The sequence below is a fragment of the Streptomyces sp. MUM 203J genome (genome assembly GCF_022414595.1).
GTDB lineage: Bacteria > Actinomycetota > Actinomycetes > Streptomycetales > Streptomycetaceae > Streptomyces.
In genome coordinates this window covers 1-18,951 of the sequence record NZ_JADWYO010000084.1, presented here as the reverse complement: position 1 = coordinate 18,951, position 18,951 = coordinate 1, and the positions used below count along the sequence as shown (strand labels likewise).

15 protein-coding genes are annotated in these 18,951 nt (G+C 74.6%); 7 read left to right on the top strand and 8 right to left on the bottom strand.

Translation table 11 applies throughout. The features are described from left to right. Both I3F58_RS27200 and I3F58_RS27195 read left to right on the top strand, forming a co-directional pair. Positions 1–750 (top strand): 4'-phosphopantetheinyl transferase superfamily protein (locus I3F58_RS27200; protein WP_374208045.1); only part of this gene is annotated, 750 nt, incomplete at its 5' end. Positions 751–943: 193 nt separating this feature from the next. Continuing rightward, a complete protein-coding gene (locus I3F58_RS27195; RefSeq protein ID WP_240111359.1) occupies positions 944–1,453 on the top strand; it encodes a GNAT family N-acetyltransferase in 510 nt (169 codons plus the stop codon). On the opposite strand, the gene I3F58_RS27190 is transcribed toward I3F58_RS27195, so the two are convergent. The 8 genes from I3F58_RS27190 to I3F58_RS27155 all read right to left on the bottom strand — a co-directional run bounded on the left by I3F58_RS27190 (position 1,443) and on the right by I3F58_RS27155 (position 9,958). Continuing rightward, positions 1,443–2,636, bottom strand: a complete 1,194-nt coding sequence (locus I3F58_RS27190; RefSeq protein WP_240111358.1) for an acetylornithine transaminase — start codon at positions 2,634–2,636, stop codon at positions 1,443–1,445. The genes I3F58_RS27195 and I3F58_RS27190 overlap by 11 nt on opposite strands. Then, complete coding sequence (gene argB, locus I3F58_RS27185) at positions 2,633–3,430, bottom strand: acetylglutamate kinase (RefSeq protein WP_240111361.1); 798 nt, start codon at positions 3,428–3,430, stop codon at positions 2,633–2,635. The genes I3F58_RS27190 and argB overlap by 4 nt, the downstream gene beginning before the upstream one ends. A gap of 68 nt (positions 3,431–3,498) precedes the next feature. Then, positions 3,499–4,650 carry a bifunctional glutamate N-acetyltransferase/amino-acid acetyltransferase ArgJ gene (gene argJ / locus I3F58_RS27180; RefSeq protein WP_240111357.1) on the bottom strand — a complete coding sequence of 384 codons (1,152 nt, stop codon included), beginning with the start codon at positions 4,648–4,650 and terminating at the stop codon, positions 3,499–3,501. Continuing rightward, on the bottom strand, positions 4,647–5,675 hold the full coding sequence (gene argC / locus I3F58_RS27175; protein ID WP_240111356.1) for an N-acetyl-gamma-glutamyl-phosphate reductase: 1,029 nt from the start codon (positions 5,673–5,675) through the stop codon (positions 4,647–4,649). Before argC ends, argJ begins: the two co-directional genes overlap by 4 nt. Before the next feature lie 70 nt (positions 5,676–5,745). Continuing rightward, positions 5,746–6,465, bottom strand: coding sequence for a siderophore-interacting protein (locus tag I3F58_RS27170; protein ID WP_240111355.1), 720 nt, complete (start codon positions 6,463–6,465; stop codon positions 5,746–5,748). A gap of 54 nt (positions 6,466–6,519) precedes the next feature. After that, positions 6,520–7,242, bottom strand: a complete 723-nt coding sequence (locus I3F58_RS27165; protein WP_240111354.1) for a DUF2470 domain-containing protein — start codon at positions 7,240–7,242, stop codon at positions 6,520–6,522. 107 nt (positions 7,243–7,349) lie between these two features. After that, a complete protein-coding gene (locus I3F58_RS27160; RefSeq protein ID WP_240111353.1) occupies positions 7,350–8,501 on the bottom strand; it encodes an alkaline phosphatase PhoX in 1,152 nt (383 codons plus the stop codon). A 149-nt stretch (positions 8,502–8,650) separates the two neighbouring features. Then, complete coding sequence (locus I3F58_RS27155; RefSeq protein WP_308355071.1) at positions 8,651–9,958, bottom strand: MFS transporter; 1,308 nt, start codon at positions 9,956–9,958, stop codon at positions 8,651–8,653. Positions 9,959–10,008: 50 nt separating this feature from the next. Here I3F58_RS27155 and I3F58_RS27150 point away from each other — a divergent pair, with 50 nt between their 5' ends. The 5 genes from I3F58_RS27150 to I3F58_RS27130 all read left to right on the top strand — a co-directional run. Beyond that, a complete protein-coding gene (locus I3F58_RS27150; RefSeq protein ID WP_240111352.1) occupies positions 10,009–11,355 on the top strand; it encodes an aminotransferase class I/II-fold pyridoxal phosphate-dependent enzyme in 1,347 nt (448 codons plus the stop codon). Positions 11,356–11,447: 92 nt separating this feature from the next. Further along, complete coding sequence (locus I3F58_RS27145; RefSeq protein WP_240111351.1) at positions 11,448–12,302, top strand: DUF4132 domain-containing protein; 855 nt, start codon at positions 11,448–11,450, stop codon at positions 12,300–12,302. Beyond that, entirely contained in the window at positions 12,299–17,290 is a 4,992-nt protein-coding gene (locus tag I3F58_RS27140; protein WP_240111350.1) for a hypothetical protein, read from the top strand. Before I3F58_RS27145 ends, I3F58_RS27140 begins: the two co-directional genes overlap by 4 nt. Then, positions 17,287–18,465, top strand: a complete 1,179-nt coding sequence (locus I3F58_RS27135) for an AAA family ATPase (protein ID WP_240111349.1) — start codon at positions 17,287–17,289, stop codon at positions 18,463–18,465. Before I3F58_RS27140 ends, I3F58_RS27135 begins: the two co-directional genes overlap by 4 nt. A 5-nt stretch (positions 18,466–18,470) precedes the next feature. Next, on the top strand, positions 18,471–18,951 hold a 481-nt coding region (locus I3F58_RS27130), incomplete at its 3' end, for a DUF5682 family protein (protein ID WP_240111348.1).

Below are 18,951 nucleotides of genomic sequence, written 5' to 3'. Positions count from 1 at the left end.
GCGGCACCCGTCCTCGCCTGTGCGGACACCGACCCGCTCCCGGCCGGGCCCTGGGAACGCGGCTCCGGCGGGCCCCGGCTGTGGACCGTGCGCGTCAGCGCGTCCGCCCGGCGCGCCGGAGCCCTGGAGGGGCTCCTCGACGACGGCGAGCGGGCCCGCGCGCGGGCCTTCGTACGGGCCGTGGACCGCGACCGCTACCGGGTCGCCCATGTGGCGCTGCGGCGGCTGCTCGGCGCGTACCTGGGCCTCGGCCCGGCGGACGTCCGGCTGGTCCGGGAGCCGTGCCCGGGGTGCGGCGGGCCGCACGGCCGCCCCGCGGCGGACCACGGCGCCGCCCCGCACTTCTCGCTCTCCCACGCCGGGGACGCGGTGCTGCTGGCGTTCGCGGACGCCCCGGTCGGGGTCGACGTGGAGGAGGTTCCCTCTCCGGAGGCCGCCACCGAGGTCGCGGGGCTTCTCCACCCCGCCGAGCGCGCCGAGCTGGGCGCTCTGCCGGAGGCGGCGCGCCCCGCGGCGGTCGCCCGGTGCTGGGCCCGCAAGGAGGCGTATCTCAAGGGCGTCGGCATCGGCCTGGGGGAGGACCCGTCCGTCACCTACGTGGGTACAGGCTGTGCGCCGGGCGCCGTCGCGGGGTGGTCGCTGGCCGACGTCCCGGCCTTCCCCGGCTACGCGGCGGCCCTGGCGACGAGGTCCGCCCCGCTTGGGGGAAGCGGGGAGTCCCGGGAGGGTGAGGGAGCCCGGCGCGGATGAATCCGGTCTGTGAACGGTCCCGACCCGGCCATGTGCGGACCCGACTTGGCCGATCACTTAGGTGAGGCTAACCTAATCTCAATTGTTTCACCGGGGTGACGCGCGGCGATCCGGCCGCTCTCCGCACCCTCCCCTGCGCGCCCCCTGCCGCGCGCACGGTGGAACCCGAGGAAGGAACGCCTTGATCTCGGCCATGCCGCGCCCTGCCGTACTGCTGCCAAGCACCCCCCCGGCGCCGCCGTTCACCGTGCGGCCGGCCGGCCCCGAGGACGCCGACGCGCTCGCCGCGCTCTCCCGGCCGTTCGTCCGCTCGGGCGCGCTGCGCGAGCGCCCGCCGTCCCTGTACGCCGCCCAGGCGGCCGACTTCCTGGTCGCGGAGGCCCCCGACGGCACCCTGGACGGGTGCCTCGGGCTGGGGGTCCACCGAGCCGGGCAGCCGGGCGGCCGGACCGCGGGCGTCGTCTACAACTTCTGCGTGGGACTCCACCGGCAGGGGAGCGGCACGGGCGCCCGACTGCTGGACGCGGCGCTCGGCCGGGCACGCACGTGTTCCCTGGACACCCTGTTCACCGCGACCACCGGGAGCGGTCGGCTCTTCCTCCGGTACGGCTTCACTCCGGCCGCGGCCGGGGACGCGCCTGCGGCGTGGGCCCGTTCCCTGGACCCGCGCCGCAACGCGCGCGTACTGGCGCTCAGCCTGTGACGGCGCCGAGGATCTCCGGCAACGCCGCGACCAGTGCGGACACCTGACGATCCGTCACCGTCAGTGCGGGGGCGAGCCGCACCGTGCCGGGACCGGCGGCGTTGACCAGGAAGCCCGCCTCCTGGGCGGCGCCCTGCACCAGGGCCGCGACCGGCTCGGCCAGCACGACCCCCAGCAGGAGACCGGCGCCCCGCACCTCCCGTACCAGGGGATGCTCCAGCGCCTCGATCCCGGACCGCAGCCGCTCACCCACCCGTACGACACGGGCGAGCAGCCCCTCGCGCCCGATCGTGCCCAGCACGGCGAGTCCCGCCGCGCACGCCACCGGATTGCCGCCGAACGTCGAGCCGTGCTGCCCCGGCCCCAGCAGCCCGGCGGCCGCGCCGAACGCCACCGCCGCCCCGATCGGCAGCCCGCCGCCCAGCCCCTTGGCCAGTGTCACCACATCCGGGTCCACCCCCGGCACCGCCTGGTGAGCGAACCAGTGCCCCGTCCGGCCGATCCCGGTCTGCACCTCGTCCAGCACCAGCAGGCTCCCGGCCGCGCGGGTGATCTCCCGGGCCGCCCGCAGATACCCGTCGGGCGCCGGTACCACTCCCGCCTCGCCCTGCACCGGCTCCAGCACGACCGCCGCCGTGTCCGGCCCGACCGCCGCGCGCAGCGCCGCCACATCCCCGTACGGCACATGCGTCACCCCGCCCGGCAGCGGAAGGAACGGCTCCCGCTTCGCGGGCTGCCCGGTCAGCGCCAGCGCCCCCATGGTGCGTCCGTGGAACCCGCCCTCCGCCGCCACCACACGCGGGCGGCCGGTCCGGCGGGCGAGCTTGAACGCGGCCTCGACCGCCTCCGTACCCGAGTTGGCGAAGAAGACCCTGCCTCCCGGCCGGTCACCGAACAGCCCCAGGAGCCGCTCCGCCAGTTCGACCGGGGGCCCGGACACGAACAGGTTCGAGACATGGCCCAGCCGGGCGATCTGCCCGGTGACGGCCGACACCACAGCCGGGTGCGCGTGGCCGAGCGTGTTGACGGCGATTCCGCCGGTGAAATCCGTGTACGCCCTCCCGGACTCGTCCCAGACCGTGGAGCCCTCGCCCCGGACCAGCGCCAGCGGGGGAGTGCCGTACGTGTCCATGAGCGTCGCCCGCCACCGGTCGGTGAGCGGTGCCGTTCCCCCGCCGGTCATACCCCGGCCCCTTCCCGCGCCGGGAGATCGTCCGGGACGACCGTCGTGCCCGGGCTCCGCTCGTCGCGGACCCCGCCCAGCAGCGCGTGCGGCACCCGGCCGTCGATCACCTGAGCCCTGCGCACGCCCGCACGGACCGCCCGCAGGCAGCCCTCCATCTTCGGCAGCATCCCGCTCGCCAGACCCGGCAGCATCATGTCCAGTTCCGCGGCCGTCAGCCGCTCGATCACCTCCGTGCCGCGCGGCCAGTCCGCGTACAGCCCCGCCACATCGGTCAGCATCACCAGCCGCTCCGCGCCCAGCGCCGCGGCCAGCGCGGCGGCGGCCAGGTCGGCGTTGACGTTGTAGACCTGCCCGTCCGCACCGCGCGCGACGGGGGAGACCACCGGGATCCGGCCCTGGTCCAGCAGAGCACGGACGGTGTCGCCGGACACGGCCACGACGTCCCCGACGAGGCCGATGTCCACCGGCTCGCCGTCCGCCCAGCCCGGGCGCCGCACGGCGGTCATGGTGTGCGCGTCCTCGCCCGACAGACCGACGGCGAACGGGCCGTGGGTGTTGATGGCGCCCACCAGCTCCCGCTGCACCCGCCCGGTCAGCACCATCCGGACGACCTCCATCACCTCCGGCGTCGTCACCCGCATACCCGCCTCGAACCGGGTCTCCAGGCCGAGCCGGTCGAGCATCGCGCTGATCTGCGGCCCGCCGCCGTGCACCACCACCGGGCGCAGCCCGGCCCGCCGCAGTTCGACGACGTCCTGCGCGAACGTCCGTTGCAGGTCCGGGTCCACCATCGCGTTGCCGCCGAACTTGACGACGACCGTCCGGCCGCCCGCTGTCTCCACCGGTGAGTTCCTTCCGCTCATGAGCTGTACGCGCTGTTCTCGTGGACGTAGTCGGCGGTCAGGTCGTTGGTCCAGATCACCGCCGAGGAGCCACCGGCCCGCAGGTCGACCGTGATGCCGATGTGCCGCCCCGACAGGTCGACCTTCTCCCGGTCCTCGCCCGCCGCGCCGTCCCGGCACACCCACACGCCGTTGACCGCCACGTCCAGCCGGTCCGGGTCGAAGACCGCCGACGTCGTGCCGACGGCCGACAGGACACGGCCCCAGTTCGGGTCCTCGCCGTGCAGGGCGCACTTCAGCAGGTTGTTGCGGGCCACGGTCCGGCCCACCTCCACGGCGTCCTCCTCGGAGGCGGCGCCGACGACCTCCACCGCGATCTCCTTCGACGCGCCCTCCGCGTCCGCCGTCAACTGCCGGGCCAGGTCCAGGCACACGGCGTGCACGGCCCTGGTGAACTCCCCGGCCTCCGGGGTCGCTCCGGACGCGCCCGAGGCGAGCAGCAGCACGGTGTCGTTGGTGGACATGCAGCCGTCCGAGTCCACCCGGTCGAAGGTGGTCCGCACGGCCTCGCGCAGCGCTCCGTCGAGGGTTCCCGCGGTCACGTCCGCGTCCGTGGTGAGGACCACCAGCATGGTCGCCAGTCCGGGCGCCAGCATGCCCGCGCCTTTCGCCATCCCGCCGACCGTCCAGCCGGAGCGGGACGCCACGGCGGTCTTGTGCACCGAGTCCGTCGTCTTGACGGCGACGGCCGCGTCCTCCCCGCCGCCCGGCGACAGCGCCCGCGCGGCGGAGGCGATGCCGTCAGTGACCCGGTCCATGGGCAGCGGCACCCCGATGAGGCCGGTGGAGCAGACGGCGACCTCGTGCGGGTGGGCCCCGACCGCCCGTGCGGTGTGCTCGGCCATGAGGCGGGCGTCGGCGGCCCCGCCCTGTCCCGTGCAGGCGTTGGCGCCGCCCGAATTGAGGACGACCGCCGACAGCCGCCCGTCGGCCAGGGCCCGGCGGGACCAGCGGACCGGGGCGGCCTGCACCCGGTTCGAGGTGAACACCCCGGCCGCCGCGCGCGACGGACCCTGGTTCACCACCAGCGCCAGGTCCGGATCGCCGGACTCCTTGATCCCGGCGGCCACGCCGCTGGCGAGGAACCCCCGGGCAGCGGTCACGGTCACGGGGCCACTCCGTTCACCGGCAGGCCCAGCTGCTCCGGCAGGCCGAGGGCGATGTTCATGCACTGCACGGCGCCGCCGGCGGTGCCCTTCGTCAGGTTGTCGACCGCGCTGACACAGACCAGGCGCCCGGCGTCCGGGTCGACGGCCGCCTGCACCTGTGCGGTGTTGGAGCCGACGACGGCGGCCGTCGACGGCCACCGGCCGGGCGGCAGGAACCGTACGAACGGCTCATCCGCGTAAGCGGCTTCGAACACCGCACGGGCCCGGCCGGGGGTTACGTCCGGGCGAAGGCGGGCGGAACAGGTCGCGAGGATGCCCCGGGGCATCGGCGCCAGCGTCGGGGTGAACGACACGGTGACGTGCTCGCCCGCCACCCGGGACAGGTTCTGCGTCAGCTCGGGCGTGTGCCGGTGGCCGCCCCCGACCCCGTACGGGCTCATCGAGCCCATCACCTCGGAGCCGAGCAGGTGCGGCTTGGGCGCGCGGCCCGCGCCGGACGTCCCGGACGCGGCGACGACCACCGCCTCCGGCTCCACCAGACCTGCCGCGAAGGCCGGGAACAGCGCCAGGGTGACGGCAGTCGGATAGCAGCCGGGCACGGCTATCCGGGTGGCTCCCTTCAACTCCGTCCGGGCACCCGGCAGTTCCGGAAGCCCGTACGGCCAGGTCCCGGCATGCGCGGATCCGTAGAACCGCTCCCAGGCGGCGGCGTCCCGCAGCCGGAAGTCGGCACCGCAGTCCACGACCAGCGTGTGCGGCTCCAACTCCGCCGCCAGGGCGCCCGACTGGCCGTGCGGCAGCGCGAGAAACACCACGTCGTGGCCGCGCAGCGCCTCCGCCGAGGTCTCCGCCAGCTCCCGGCCGGCCAGGCCCGCCAGATGCGGCTGCACCTCTCCGAGCGTGCGTCCGGCGCTGCTGTGCGCGGTCGTCGCGCCGATCTCCACGCCGGGGTGCGACATCAGCAGGCGGAGTATCTCCCCGCCGGCGTAGCCGCTCGCTCCGGCCACCGCGGCCCGTACGGTCATGTTGTTCCGTCTCTCCTGGTACGTGGGGGAAGGTGACGTGAGGGGTTGGGGGACTGCGCGAGCCGGGGGTTCAGGCGTCGCGCCAGTACCCGAGCGCGTACAGCCGCTCCTTCGGTACGGAGAGCTGCTTGCGCGCGAAGGAGGCCAGGGTCCGCGTGGTCGCCGTGTCGCAGGCGATCCACACGAACGCGTCGGGTGTCAGCCGGTCCGGCAGCTCCGACCGCACGGTCTGCGCGAGGTGAGCCCCGCCGTCGCGGCGCGGGACGGGGACGAGTTCGCGGCCCGCGGTGCGGTGCCGGAGCACATGCTCGGTGTCCTCGGGGTGCGAGGTCTCGAACCAGATGGTGGCGGCGGTCAGCGGCATCGCGTCGAGCAGGGAGTCGATGGCCGGGCGGGACGCCGCGTCACCGACCATCAGCAGCCGTGAAGGCAGCGGGTCCGGCACACCGAAGGCGCTGCCCTGCACGGTCGCCTCGATCGTGTCGCCGGGCCGCGCGGCGCGGGCCCAGTCGCTGGCGCACCCGGCGTGCAGCACGAAGTCGATGCCGAACGTCCCGGCGGCGGGGTCCGGTTCCACGAGCGTGTAGCCCCGCTGGTGGGGCCTGCCGTGGTTGTCGAACCACAGCCGCACCCACATCGTCGGGTGGATGCCGGTCTCCCGGAGCATGCCGCCGTCCGTGAAGGACAGCCGGTGGAGCCGGCCGGAGATCCGCTCGTTGGCCCGCACGGTGAAGGTGAAGTCCCTGCCCCGCATGAGTTTCAGGACGGCACCCTGCCAGCCGTGTCCCATGACGCTGCCCCTCCCTGGTCATCCCCTGATCATTCTGGCTTAGGTAAGCCTAATCTAAGCCGCCGGGTGCTGGTGCGGGCAGTCCAGGGGCGCGGTGAGCAGCCGCCGGATATGTGCGCCCGCCTCGGCGGCGTCCCGGGCGGCGGAGGGGAAGAGGAGGCGCAGGTCGTGGTGGGCGGCGTCCTGCTCGCAGCGCAGTGTGAGTCCGTACCGGTCCAGCGCGAGCGGCAGTGCCCGTACGGCTCCGCGGGGCAGGCGGGGGCCGGCGAGTCGCAGCAGACCGGCCACCAGGTCCCCGTGGGCGTCCGCGAGATGGGTGAGCATCGCGGCCTCGTCCGCGGCGAGGGGGTCGGGCTCCGCGAGCGCGAGCTCGTCGAGGCCGACGTCCGTCAGCCCGGCCGTCGTGCGGAGCGTCACGCGCGCGGTGTCGAGCCGCAGCCCGTCGCCGTGCCGGTCGGTGCCGGCCGGAGGCGCCAGCCATCCGGAGACGGTGACCCTGGCCCGTACGCGGTCGCGGACGGCGGTCGGGGCGATGTCGGTGAACTCCAGCAGGGCGGCGAGACTGCCGCGCGGTGCGGCTGCGAGCTGGGCGGTCAGCGGGTCGTCGGGACGGGGGTGGAGGCGGATCCGGCCCTTGTGGCCGATGGTGTGCATGCCGATCAGGTCGTAGCTCCGGCTGTCGGTGGTGAGGGTCAGGGAGACCGCCCGTGCCAGGACGGAGCGGACCCGCTCGGCGGCGGTGAGTACGGGTGCGTCGGCGGTGGCTGCGGTGCTCAACGGGACTCCCTGAGGCACGGGTTGACGACCATGGACCCCACCCCCTTGAGGTGAGGTAAGCCTAACCTTACTTCAAGGGGGCGGGTGGTGGGTCTCAGGGGGAGGCGTCAGAGCGACGTGCGGAACGGGCCGCTGATCTCGTACGTGATGCCGCCCCTGCTGGATCCGGAGGTGCCGCGCTGTGAGGAGAAGTACAGCCGGTTCCCGCCCGGGTTGAACGCGGGCCCGGTGATCTCGGACGAGGACTGGCCGGTCACCCGCAGGAAGGGGGCCACGACGTCGCCGGGCGTGATGACGCAGATCTCCATGTTGCCGCCGTCCTCCGCGACGTACAGGTCGCCGACATCCGCCGCCGTGATGTTGTCGACCCCGGTCAGCGGCGCCCCGGCGACGTTGTCGTCGTACACGACGGCCAGGGTGTTGGCGGAGGCGTCGTACGCCCAGACCCGGTTGTCGCCCTTCGTGGTGAAGTAGCAGATGTCGTTGCGGTAGTGGCAGCCCTCGCCGCCGTTGAACCTCCTGGCTCCGGAGACCTGGTGGCGCGTCGCGGTCGGGCTGCCGTCCGGGTCGGGGACGTTCGCCCAGGAGAGCGTGCCCGACACCTCCCTGAGCACCTGCAGCGTGCCGGAGGCGAGGTCGCCCCAGGTGTCCGGGACGAACCGGTAGAAGCAGCCGTCGCTCTTGTCCTCGGTGAGGTAGACGACCTCACGGACCGGATCGGCTGCGGCGGCCTCGTGGTTGAAGCGGCCCATGGCGTCCCGCCGGACCGCCGCGTTCACGCCCCACGGGTCGGTCTCGTACACGTATCCGGTGTCCACCTCCTCACAGGACAGCCAGGTGTTCCACGGGGTGGCCCCGCCTGCGCAGTTGCGGTGGGTGCCGGAAAGGATCGGGTACGCGTCGGTGACGTTGCCGCCGCTGTCGAACCTCACCGCGCCCGTGCCTCCGCCGCCGTTGCTCATCTCGGCGTTGGAGACGTAGATCCAGCCCGGTCCGTCCGCGAAACAGGCGCCGCCGTCGGGCGCCCGGTGCCAGGTGTGGTTCGTGCCGGACACCTTCTTGGCGGAGCGGGCGATCACCCGGCTGGTGAAGCCAGAGGGCAGCATGATGCCGTTGGCGTCGGCCGGCTGGAGGGCGCCGTACGGGCCGGGACCCGGCAGCGCGGGGTACGCGACGGCCGCCTGCCGCCACAGGGATCCGGAGAAGGCTGCTGCTCCGGCGCCGAGAACCGCGGCGCGGAGAAGACTGCGGCGTTCCATGTCCACTCACTCCTTGAAGTCCGAGGTGGTGCGTCCGTGCAGACCGCGTGGGCCGCCGCCGACTGGTCACCCTGGACAGTAGGAGGGGCGCCCTGCGCCGATAAGGGCCCGGCAGGTGAACTGTTACGGCCGGTCCGTTCGGCACCCGTTCACACACCGGTGGGGGATGCGGATCCCGCCTCGCGGGGCTCTGCGGCCGGCCCGGGCAGACGGTCGCGTACCAGGCGGTGCTGGGCGGCGCAGGCCGAGGCCATGAGGGCGCCGAAGGCCGCCCAGCCGAGCGGGCCCGCCGCGATCGCGGCCGTGACGGCCAGCGGGCCCGCACTGCGCTGGACGGATCCCGCCAGCCCGTGGACGCCGACATAGGCGCCCTGCGCCTGCGCGGGGGCCAGGGCGACGGACAGCTCCCAGGACACGATCGCGTGCAGGATCTCCCCGAGGGAGAACACGGCGGCGGCCAGCAGCAGTGCGGCGGCGGCGAGCCAGGGCCCGTCCACCGCGGACGCGGCCAGGGCCAGCCCGCCGCCCGCGAAGATCCCCGCGACGGGCGGCAGGAGTCTCCGGCAGGCCGCGGCGCCGGAGCCGAGCCGGGACAACGGGACCTGAAGGGCGACCACCATGCCGCTGTTGAGGACCGTCAGCAGCGGAATGATGCCCTCCGGCGCCTTCGTGGCGTGGACCGTCCACAGGGCGAGACCGACCTGGAACACCGAGTCGTGCAGGTGGACGACCGTGTCGGTCGCCACGTACGCGAGGTATCCCCGGTCGCGCCAGGGCGAGACCGGTCCGGCGGAGACGCGGCTGCCGGGTGCGTCACCGGAGCGTGCCACCGTACGGCTGGGGGAAGGGGGTTCCGTGCAGCGCAGGGTGAGGGCTGCGGCGCCCGCGAAGGACAGCGCGTCACCGATGAGAAGGGCCTGATAGGCGTGCGTCGTGCCGAGCGTGAGCACCCCGGCCGCGATCAGCCCGCCGACCGCCCAGCCCGCGTTCGACGCGGTACGGATCACCGCCTGGTAGCGGACGCGGTGCGGGCCGGCGAGCCGGGCCGCGTACAGCTTGGTGAGCACGTTCGCGGACCGGTCGCCGAAGCTGCCGAGCGCCGCGCAGAAGAGGAGTGCCCCGTAAGCGTCGGAGAGGAGCAGTCCGACGGCGGCGACCGCCCGCACGGTCTGGAACGCGACGAGCAGCCGGACCACCGGGAACCGGTCGGCCAGCCGCCCGGCGAGCGGTGCCCCGGCGACGCCGATGCCCGCGGCGACCGACACGAGTGTGCCGACCGCGACGAGGGAAAGCCCGGCGACATGGATGAAGTACAGGGCGCTGGTGGTGTTCCACAGGCCGTTTCCGGTCTTGTCCACCCAGGTCACCAGGAGCATGCGCCGCCCGTCCCGGCCTCCCGGGACGCGGTCCCGCCACCGTGGCCCCGGGCCGGACGTCTCCTTCTGATCGGTCGTCACTGACCGCTCCCCCCTTGCCAGAAGTTATGTACTGATACATACTTGATTCTGTGGCATCACAATATGAGATCACGGGGGCGACCGCCAAGGGGATCGCGTCGTCCGTCGAACGCGGCGTCGCCGAAGGAGCGTTCGGGCCGGGAGACGCCCTGCCGCCGGTGCGGCGGCTGGCCGAGTACCTCGGGGTCAGCCCCGGTACCGTGGCGACGGCCTACAAGGAACTGCGGCGGCGCGGCGTCGTCGTCACCCGCGGCCGGGGCGGCACGGTCATCGCGGCGGTGCCCTCGGTGGCCTCCGTCGGCTCCGTCGCCTCCCGGCGCCCGCCGAGGGTGCCCGACGGACTGCGGGATCTCGCCGCCGGCCACCCCGATCCGGCGTTCCTGCCCGATCTCCCGCCGCCCGCCCGGCAGTCGCCCGGCGCCCGTTCGCACCGCACCACGCCCCGGCTCCCGCAGCTGGAGGGCACGGTCCGGGAGTGGCTGGCGGCCGACGGCGTACCGGCCGCGCACCTCACCTTCGCGCACGGCGCGCTCGACCTCGTCGCCCGGCTCCTCACCACCGAACTGCGGCCCGGCGACGCCGTCGCCATGGAGGACCCCGGCTACCACCACCTCCTCGACCTGGTGCAGGCACTGGGCCTGCGCACGCTCCCGGTGGCCGTCGACGACGAAGGCGTCCGGCCCGACGCCCTCCAGGGCGCTCTGCGCGCGGGCGCCCGGGCCGTCGTGTGCAGCCCGCGCGCACAGAACCCGTACGGCGGCTGCTTCTCGGCGGGGCGGCGCGACGAGCTGACCGCCGTCCTCGCGGACCGGCCGGACGTCCTGGTGGTGGAGAACGACAACGCCGCCGCCATCGCGGGAGCCCCCCTGCACTCCCTGACCTCCCCGGACGGCCGGCGGCCCGCCCGCTGGGCCCACGTCCGTACCGTCACCAAGTACCTGGGCACCGACCTGCGGTGGGCCGCCGCCGCGTGCGACGCGATGACCCTCGCCCGCCACGACGGACTGCTGCTGCTCACCTCCGGCTGGGTCAGCCACCTGCTCCAGGACACCGTCCACGGCCTCCTCACGGACCCCGCCGCGCGCGACCGGGTCCGGCGGGCACGCGACGTCTACGGCGAGCGCCGCAACGCCCTCCGGGACGCGCTCGCGGCCCGGGGCGTCCCGTCGCACGGGGAGAGCGGCATGAACGTGTGGGTGCCGGTCCGCGACGAGTCGGCCGTCGTCAACGGGCTGCGCACCCGCGGCTGGTGGGTGGCGGCCGGAGCCCGGTTCCGGATCGCCGCGGGACCGGGCGTCAGGATCACCACGGCCGCCCTGCCCGCAGCCGACGCGCAGCGGCTGGCGGCGGACTTCGCCGCGGTGCTTCACGAGTCCCAGGCCACGTACGGCGGCTGACAGCGGGGTCCGCGTTCGGGCCGCCCCGGCCGTTGTCAGTGCCGTCACCTACTCTTCCTGTCACTTGATCACAGCGGTGCAGGGAGGCACTCATGGGGTGGGTGACGGCGGGCGACTACGAAGTCGCCCTCGACGACGGCAAAGTGGTGTGCCGCAACAAGGCCGGACGGCGGCTCAAGGCCGTACCGGCCAAACTGAGGAACGACCCGGCCGTCGTGGGACTCCGGCAGCTCGTCGAGTGGCTGGACCGGCACGAGCGCCGCTGCCTCGACGACGTGGAGCGCTGGATGGTGCGCTCACTGGCCGTCCCGCGCGCCCTCGTCGAGCAGGTGTGGCCGGACCCCGCCTGGCAGGCCGTGCTGCGCGACCTCGTCGTCACCGGCGCCGACGGAGAGGTGGCCGGATTCCTCCGGGACGCCGAACCCGGGCGCGGCCTCGGCCTGGTCGACCTCGACGGGGACACCGTCCGCATCAGCCCCGAAATGGTCCGCATCCCCCACCCCGTCCTCCTCGACGAACTGGACGACCTGCGGGAGTTCGCCGTCGAACTGGGTGTCGAACAGCGGGCCCAGCAGCTGTTCCGCGAGGTCTGGCACCGCCCCGCCGCCCTCGACGCCGAGCGCACCGGCGTCAGCGACTACTCCGGCGGGACCTACAAGGAACTCCGGTTCCTGGCCGCACGGGCCACCCAGCTCGGCTACCGGGTGCGCGGCGGTCACGCCGTCTGCCCCGTCCTGGAGGACGGCCGCTCCATCGAAGCCCGCGTGTGGATCGGGGACTACGAGAGCTACTTCGAGACCGAGACCGGCTCCCTGGAGTGGTCCGGCCCCGACGGCAGGACGCTGCCCCTCGGTCAGGTCGGCCCCGTCGCCTGGTCCGAGGGCATGCGCATGGCGGCCGCGCTGTACGCGGGACGGCACATCGAGAACGAGGAGCAGGCGGCATGAGCGCCCACACCACCGCAGAGAACACCGTGTCCCTCCTGCTCGACGCGGGCGCCGTGCTGCCCGCCGGCACCACCGCGCGCGAGGACGCCGACACCCTCACCGCCCGCACCTACACCCACCCGGCGCTCGGTGACCGGCCCGTCGTACGGCTCGTGCCCGGCACCCTGGGGGACGCAGAGGACCTCGCCCTCGACTTCCTCGGGCTCGTCCGCGAACCGGACGTGCCCGAGGTCGGACAGGTACGCCGCGAAACCCTCGGCTTCCCCGCCTGGGCACTGGTCAACGACCCGGCGAACGGGCACCACGCGCTCGCCCTCGTCAAGGACCTGGAACGGCTCGCCCGGCAGGCCAAGTCCCGCGCGGGCGCCGCCAAACAGGGCTTCGAGGAGCTGGGCGTGACGCTTGGCCGGGCCGTCCCGCACTTCCTGCCCACCTTCTACGAGCAGGCCGCCCGGGTGTTCCTCCAGCACGAGAACACCACCTACGCCGCCACCTTCTTCGGCAAGGCCCGCGACGCCGAGCGCGTGCACGGACTCACCGTCGACGAGGAACGGCTGCGCGCCGTCTTCCTGGAGTTCGCCTTCGCCGGGGCACTGACCGTCAAGGCCCTCAAGGAGTACGTCAAGGACCTCGCCGTCCGGCTCGACCCCGCCGACGCGTGGGCGGAGTTCCGGAAGCTGACCGTGGAGCGCTGCGCGGCCGGGATGCCGCCGTACGCCTCACTGCCGCAGGACGCCCGCGCCCTGATCAAGGCCGCGGGCCTCGACCGGGTCACCGAGGAGGGCGCCCTCGTCTCCGACCTGATCGCCTCCCCCGCCGTCGTGCGGGCTCCGCGCTCCTTCTGGACCGCGTACCGCGACACGCTCGTGGTCCTGGCCGGTGCGCGGCCCGGTCTACGGGAGCGGCTGCTGGAGATCATGCCGACCGAGCTGGCCCGGGGCACCGAGGACCACGAATGGTGGCTGTCCCTGCTCGCCGACACCGGAGCCGACACCCTCCTCACCGGCGAGGCGCCCTGGCAGGGCGACGCGGCGGACTGGCTCACCCGCTGGGCCCGCTACCGCAAGAGCGGCTCCGCCGTCCCCGGCCGGTCCGCCGCCACCCTCGCCCTGGTCGAGCGGATGGCGCCCCGGCTGCGCGCCGACGCCCGGCCCGCCGACATCTTCGCCGCCCGCTGGCGCAGCAGCGCCGACCTCGACCTGCTCGACCTGTGCGCCGCCGAGAAGATCCCGCTCACCACACCCCCCTCCGACACCCACCTGCCGGTCGACAGCTGGCTGTCGAGCAGGGCCCCCGGTGCCCGTGACCTCGCCGCCACCGGCGGGACCCCGCGGTTCCGGCGCCTCCTGCACCGGGCGCTCAGCACTCTGGGCGAGAACCGGGACATCCACGCGGTGCTGGACCGGCTGGCCGCGCACCCCGTGCTCCGCGACGTCCTGCGCGAGTGGCTGGACGAGGCGGTCGGCGCCTTCGACGAGGCCGAGGGGCTGCCCGCCGCCCGCGCCGCCCTCAGCCGGATCCGCCCGTTCCAGAAGGCCGCCGCCGACGTCAACCCCCAGGCCGTCGCCCGCGTCGCCGCCCACGACACGGCGCCGGTCCTCGGCCGCACCCTGCGCGCCGGCATCCTCGACGAACTCGGCTGGCCCGCCCTCGACGAGGCCCTCCAGATCCTCGGCAGCGAGGAGGTCCGCCGTTCCGGGCGCCGCTCCGGCGACACGGAGACCCACCTCACCGAGGCCTGGCCCGCGCTGATCGTCGCGCGCGGCGGCAAGGTCGTCGTCGTCGGCCCCGACAAGGTGCTCCTCGACCACGATGTGCGCTTCCCGGGCAAGACCGACCGCTGGCGGCGGCCCCAGTTCCGCTACACCGACGGCGAACTGCTCGTCATGTGGTGGGAGGACGGCACGCTCCACGGCTACTGGTCCAGCCGCCCCTCCGACGTCTTCGAGGTCACCGGCGACTTCCTCGACAGCTACTGGCGCGACGGCGACACCCCCTCCATCCCCCTGCCCGGCGGCGGCCGGGCGACCGGCGGACGCACCCTGCACGCCGGTGACACCGTCGTACCGGACCGGCACGCACTCCTCGGAGACGGCACCTCCTACTGGCGGCAGGGTCGGCAGGACCAGCGGAACGTGTGGCTGGAGTACGACCCCGCCACCGGTACCTGCGGCCGCGCATCGCTGCCCGCTTTCCTGGGGGCCGCCGTCCGCGACGGCGCCCGGCTCCACCAGCACGAGTGCGAGGTGCTGCCCCTCCAGCCCGGCCTCGAGGACAGCCCGTTCGGCACCGACGGGACCGTCCTCGGCCGCTGGATCCGCACCGAGGGGGAAGGCGCCGACGCCCGGACCACCGCCGGAACACCGGACGGACGGACCGTCACCATGGCGGAGTGGAACGGCTGGGGCGGTCCCCTGCCGCTCGGCGCCCTCCGCCTGCCCGGCGGCGCGGAGCCCGTCGTCGCCCGGTCCCACCGGACCGTCACCCTGTACGCACCCGGCAACACCTCCGCCGCAGGACGTCTCGCGGAACTCCCCACCGGCGGAGGAGGCGGCGAGTACGCCGCCGGACACCGGCTCGTGCCGCCGCTCTCCTGCTGGCACGCCCTGCGCCCCCGCGACACCAGTGCCTCGGCCGTCCTGCGCGCCCTGACCGACGCCCAGGCCGCCGAGCTGCTCACCGCCACCGCACGCGCCCTGGCCGAACGGCAGGCCGCGGCCGACAAGGCGGAGAAGTACGAAGGCCCGAGCGCCGACGCCGTCGCCCGCGGCGCGGTCGCCGGGGTGCTGCCCGCCCTCACCGACGAGCGGCTGCTCACCGGCGTCACCGGCATCGTCCGCACGGCGGTCCGCCACGCCCAGGCAGCCCGGGACTTCGTGTCGCCCCCCGCCGAGCGCGCGAAGGACCGTCCCCGGCCGGCCGAGGACATGTACGCCGACTACCGTCCCCCGCACGGAGACGACGAGACCCTGCAGGACGCCCTCACGGGTATCGGGACCTACCGCCACGGGTGGTACGGCACCGCGCGGAAGTGGACGGCACTGCGCCAGATCCGCGGCGTCAACCACGTCCTGTCCGGCAAGCCCGCCGAGGGCAAGCCCCTGTCGGAACGCGGACACGTCTCCGCCCTCGACGGCGGCTGGTACAGCGAACCGCTCACCATCCCCCAGTCGAACCTGGACTGGACCCGCACCCTGGCCGTCCTGCGCCCGCTCGCCTACCGCGCCGCCGCACCGCACCTCTCGGCCGCACACCGCGAGGCGCTGCTCCTGCTGCTCGACACCCTCGCGGAGGGCCCGCTCACCGCACCCGGCGGCGGGCTGCGCGAGATCGTGCTCAGCGAGACCTCCCACACCCAGCCCCGCACCGGACAGGTCCTCCGCAAGGACGGCCGTACCGTGGTCATCCTCGGCCGCAACGACGTCAACCGGCCGGACGAGGTCATCACCTGGCTCGCCCTCGACCACGACCCGGCCGGGACGTTCGGCGCCGTCGCCCACTTCGTCCTGGAACAGGAGACCGACCTCACCCCCGGCTTCCCCGCCGAGCGGCTCACCGCCGTCACCCGGCTGGTCCGCGACAAGGGCCCCGCCCCGTGGCGGCCCGACGCCCCCGCCGCGCTCGCCGCCGCGGCCGGCGAAGGCATCGGCCCCCTCCAGTCAGCCCTGCTGCTCGCCGCCCTGCCCGGCGACCCCGACAGCGGGACGCTCGCGGCCCTGGGGCTGAAGCCGCGCCAGAGCGAGCTGGGCCGGAGCCTGCTGCGATCCCTCGCCAAGGCGGACCGGACGGCCCTGCTCGGCGCGCTCCTGCCCGAGGACCCCGCCGGCCTGTGGACCACCGGGCCCTCCGTCGAGGAGGCGGGCCGCATCTGGGGCGAGCGCCTCGGCACCCTCGTGCGCCTCCCGGAGGACCTGGCCGCCCAGTACCCCTACGTCTCCGCCACCTCCGCCGAAGCCGTCCTCAACCCCCTGCGTACTCCCTGGCTCAGCCGCACCACGGTCCAGCGGATCGACAAGGAAGGCAACCTGGTCGCGGACGACCGTGCCGCCCTCCCCGGCGAGCACGACCTGACCGGCGCCGTCCACGCGCTCGCCGTGCTCGCCTACGAACTGCCCTACGGACACCCGCTGCGCGCCGCGCTGTCCGGCGGTCTCAGCGCGCTGCGCCACCGCCTCAGCGACCCGGGTCTCCTCCTGGACCTCGGCCTCGACTGGACCGAGAAGGGCGGCGCGACCTCCCAGCAGATCCGCAAGGCGTACGGGATGCCGGAGTCCGGCGGCACTGGAACCGGCACCACCCGGGGGCTCACCGACGTCTGCGAGGCGCTCGCCCTTCGCCCCTGGTACGGCGACACCGAGCACGTCCTGCTCCGACCGGCCGCGCTCACCGGCCCCGACGACCCGGTCCTGGGCCTGCTCGAGGGACTCGTCGGCCCGGCCGGCGGCAGCGGCATCCACACCCTGAGGACCCTCCTCGGAGACGTACTCGCCCCCGCCGTCACGACGGACACCGGCCCCGGCGCCCCGAAGGGCTACGCACAGGACCCCACCGCGAGCGTGCCCGGCCTGGTCGACGACATCGCCGCCGCCCACGCGCTGAGCGCCGACGCCGCCGCGCTCTACCTGCAGATCCTGGCCCTCCCCGACCCGACGGACCGCAACTGCGCCCGCTGGACAGGCTGGAAGCCCGCCCGGCTGAAGAAGGCCCGCGCCGAACTCGCCGCGAGCCCCCTGGTCGTCGAGGCCAAACGCGCCCGCGCGGGGCGCGCGCTCTTCCTGCCCTGCGGCTGGCGCGACCTCAGGTCACCCGCACTGCCGCTGGAGACCTGGAAGGAAGCCCTCTACCCGGTGCGCGGCGACGGCCGGGTCGTGCCGCTGACGCCCGTGCCCGACCTGTTCACCCGCGCCTGGGACCGCGTACGCGAGGGCGACGCACCCGCCTTCGAACAACTCACCACCCGTGCCACCCGGAGGGGACGCCGCCGATGACCGCCCAGACCGCCACCACCACGACCCCCGCCGCCCGCCAGATCGTGCCGCCCGAGGAACGCCACGCCACCGAACTCGCCTTCCTCGCCGCCTACGACAGCGGGCCGCGCCCGCCCGCGTGGCGGCTCACCCCGCGCGCCGTCGTCACCTTCGTCATGGGCAGCGACGGCCGCGCACTGAAGCTCCCCGACGACGCCGAAGCACCAGGCGGCGTGCCCCGCCGCCTGGTGATCGAGAGCAAGTTCGTCGGAGACCGGGCACTCGTCGAGCGATGCGTCGTCACCCTCGCGGGAGAGCGCGGCCTGCTGCTCGTGGGCGAGCCCGGCACCGCCAAGTCCATGCTGTCCGAGCTGCTGTCCGCCGCGGTCTGCGGCACCAGCGGACTCGTCGTCCAGGGCACCGCGGGCACCACCGAGGACCAGCTCAAGTACGGCTGGAACTACGCCCTGCTGCTCGCCCAGGGCCCCAGCCGCCAGGCCCTCGTCCCCTCGCCCGTCCTCACCGCCATGGGGCGCGGCGCCATCGCCCGTGTCGAAGAGGTCACCCGCTGCCTGCCCGAAGTGCAGGACTCCCTGGTGTCGCTGCTGTCCGAGCGGCGTGTCGCCGTTCCCGAACTCGCGGGCGGCGACGACGCCCTGGCGCACGCCGCGCCGGGCTTCAACCTCATCGCCACCGCGAACCTCCGCGACAAGGGCGTCTCGGAGATGTCCGCCGCGCTCAAGCGGCGGTTCAACTTCGAGACCGTGGGCCCCATCGGCGACCTCGACGCCGAGACCGCGCTCGTACGGAGCCAGTCCCAGGCCGCCGTCGAGCGCGCGGGCGCGCCGTACCAGGTCGACGACACCGTTCTGGAGGCCCTCGTCACCGCCTTCCGCGATCTGCGTGAGGGCCGCTCGGCGGAGGGCTGGGAGGTCGAGCGGCCCTCCACGGTCATGAGCACCGCCGAAGCCGTCTCCGTCGCCGGGGCACTGGGTCTCGCCGCGGCCTACTTCCCCGGCGACCGCGATGTGCTCGGCCTGCTGCCCGGCCATCTGCTCGGGGTCGTCCGCAAGGACGACCCCGCCGACGCCGCCCGGCTCCTCGGCTACTGGGACGGCCCCGTGCGGCGCCGCGCCGAACAGGGCTCCCCGACCTGGCGCACCCTCTGGGACCTGCGCGCCGCGCTGGAGGGCTGACGGCCGTGCACGTACCCCTGGGCGCCTCACTGGACGAGGCCGTCGCCGCACTCACCGACCCGGCGGGTCCCTACCTCGTCGGCGTACGCCACCACGCCCCGTCCCTGGCCGCCGCGATGCCCGCGCTGCTGGACGCGGCGGCGCCGGACGTCCTGCTCGTCGAACTGCCCGACGAACTGCAGGAATGGCTGCCGTGGCTGGCCCACGCCGACACCGAGGCCCCGGTCGCCCTCGCCGCCGCGCCTCCCGACGGGGCCGGAGGCTGCGCCTTCTACCCGTTCGCGGACTTCTCCCCGGAACTCGCCGCGGTCCGCTGGGCTGCCCGGCACGGCGTCCCGGTGCTGGCCTGCGACCTGCCGCTCGCCCACCGCGCGTGGCGGGAACCGCCGGGTGCTCCGGACCCCGAGGCCGGTGCGGCGCCGGGGGAGCGGCTCACGGCCGGTCCGGCGGACGAGCACGGGGGAGACCGTCGGCGCCGCGGGCTGC

Coding starts and splice junctions, on each gene's coding strand:
- I3F58_RS27195 (WP_240111359.1), top strand. CDS start 944: ATGCCGCGCCCTGCCGTACTGCTGCCAAGCACCCCCCCGGCGCCGCCG.
- I3F58_RS27190 (WP_240111358.1), bottom strand. CDS start 2,636: ATGACCGGCGGGGGAACGGCACCGCTCACCGACCGGTGGCGGGCGACG.
- argB (WP_240111361.1), bottom strand. CDS start 3,430: ATGGTGGACCCGGACCTGCAACGGACGTTCGCGCAGGACGTCGTCGAA.
- argC (WP_240111356.1), bottom strand. CDS start 5,675: ATGACCGTACGGGCCGCGGTGGCCGGAGCGAGCGGCTACGCCGGCGGG.
- I3F58_RS27170 (WP_240111355.1), bottom strand. CDS start 6,465: ATGGGACACGGCTGGCAGGGTGCCGTCCTGAAACTCATGCGGGGCAGG.
- I3F58_RS27160 (WP_240111353.1), bottom strand. CDS start 8,501: ATGGAACGCCGCAGTCTTCTCCGCGCCGCGGTTCTCGGCGCCGGAGCA.
- I3F58_RS27145 (WP_240111351.1), top strand. CDS start 11,448: ATGGGGTGGGTGACGGCGGGCGACTACGAAGTCGCCCTCGACGACGGC.
- I3F58_RS27140 (WP_240111350.1), top strand. CDS start 12,299: ATGAGCGCCCACACCACCGCAGAGAACACCGTGTCCCTCCTGCTCGAC.
- I3F58_RS27135 (WP_240111349.1), top strand. CDS start 17,287: ATGACCGCCCAGACCGCCACCACCACGACCCCCGCCGCCCGCCAGATC.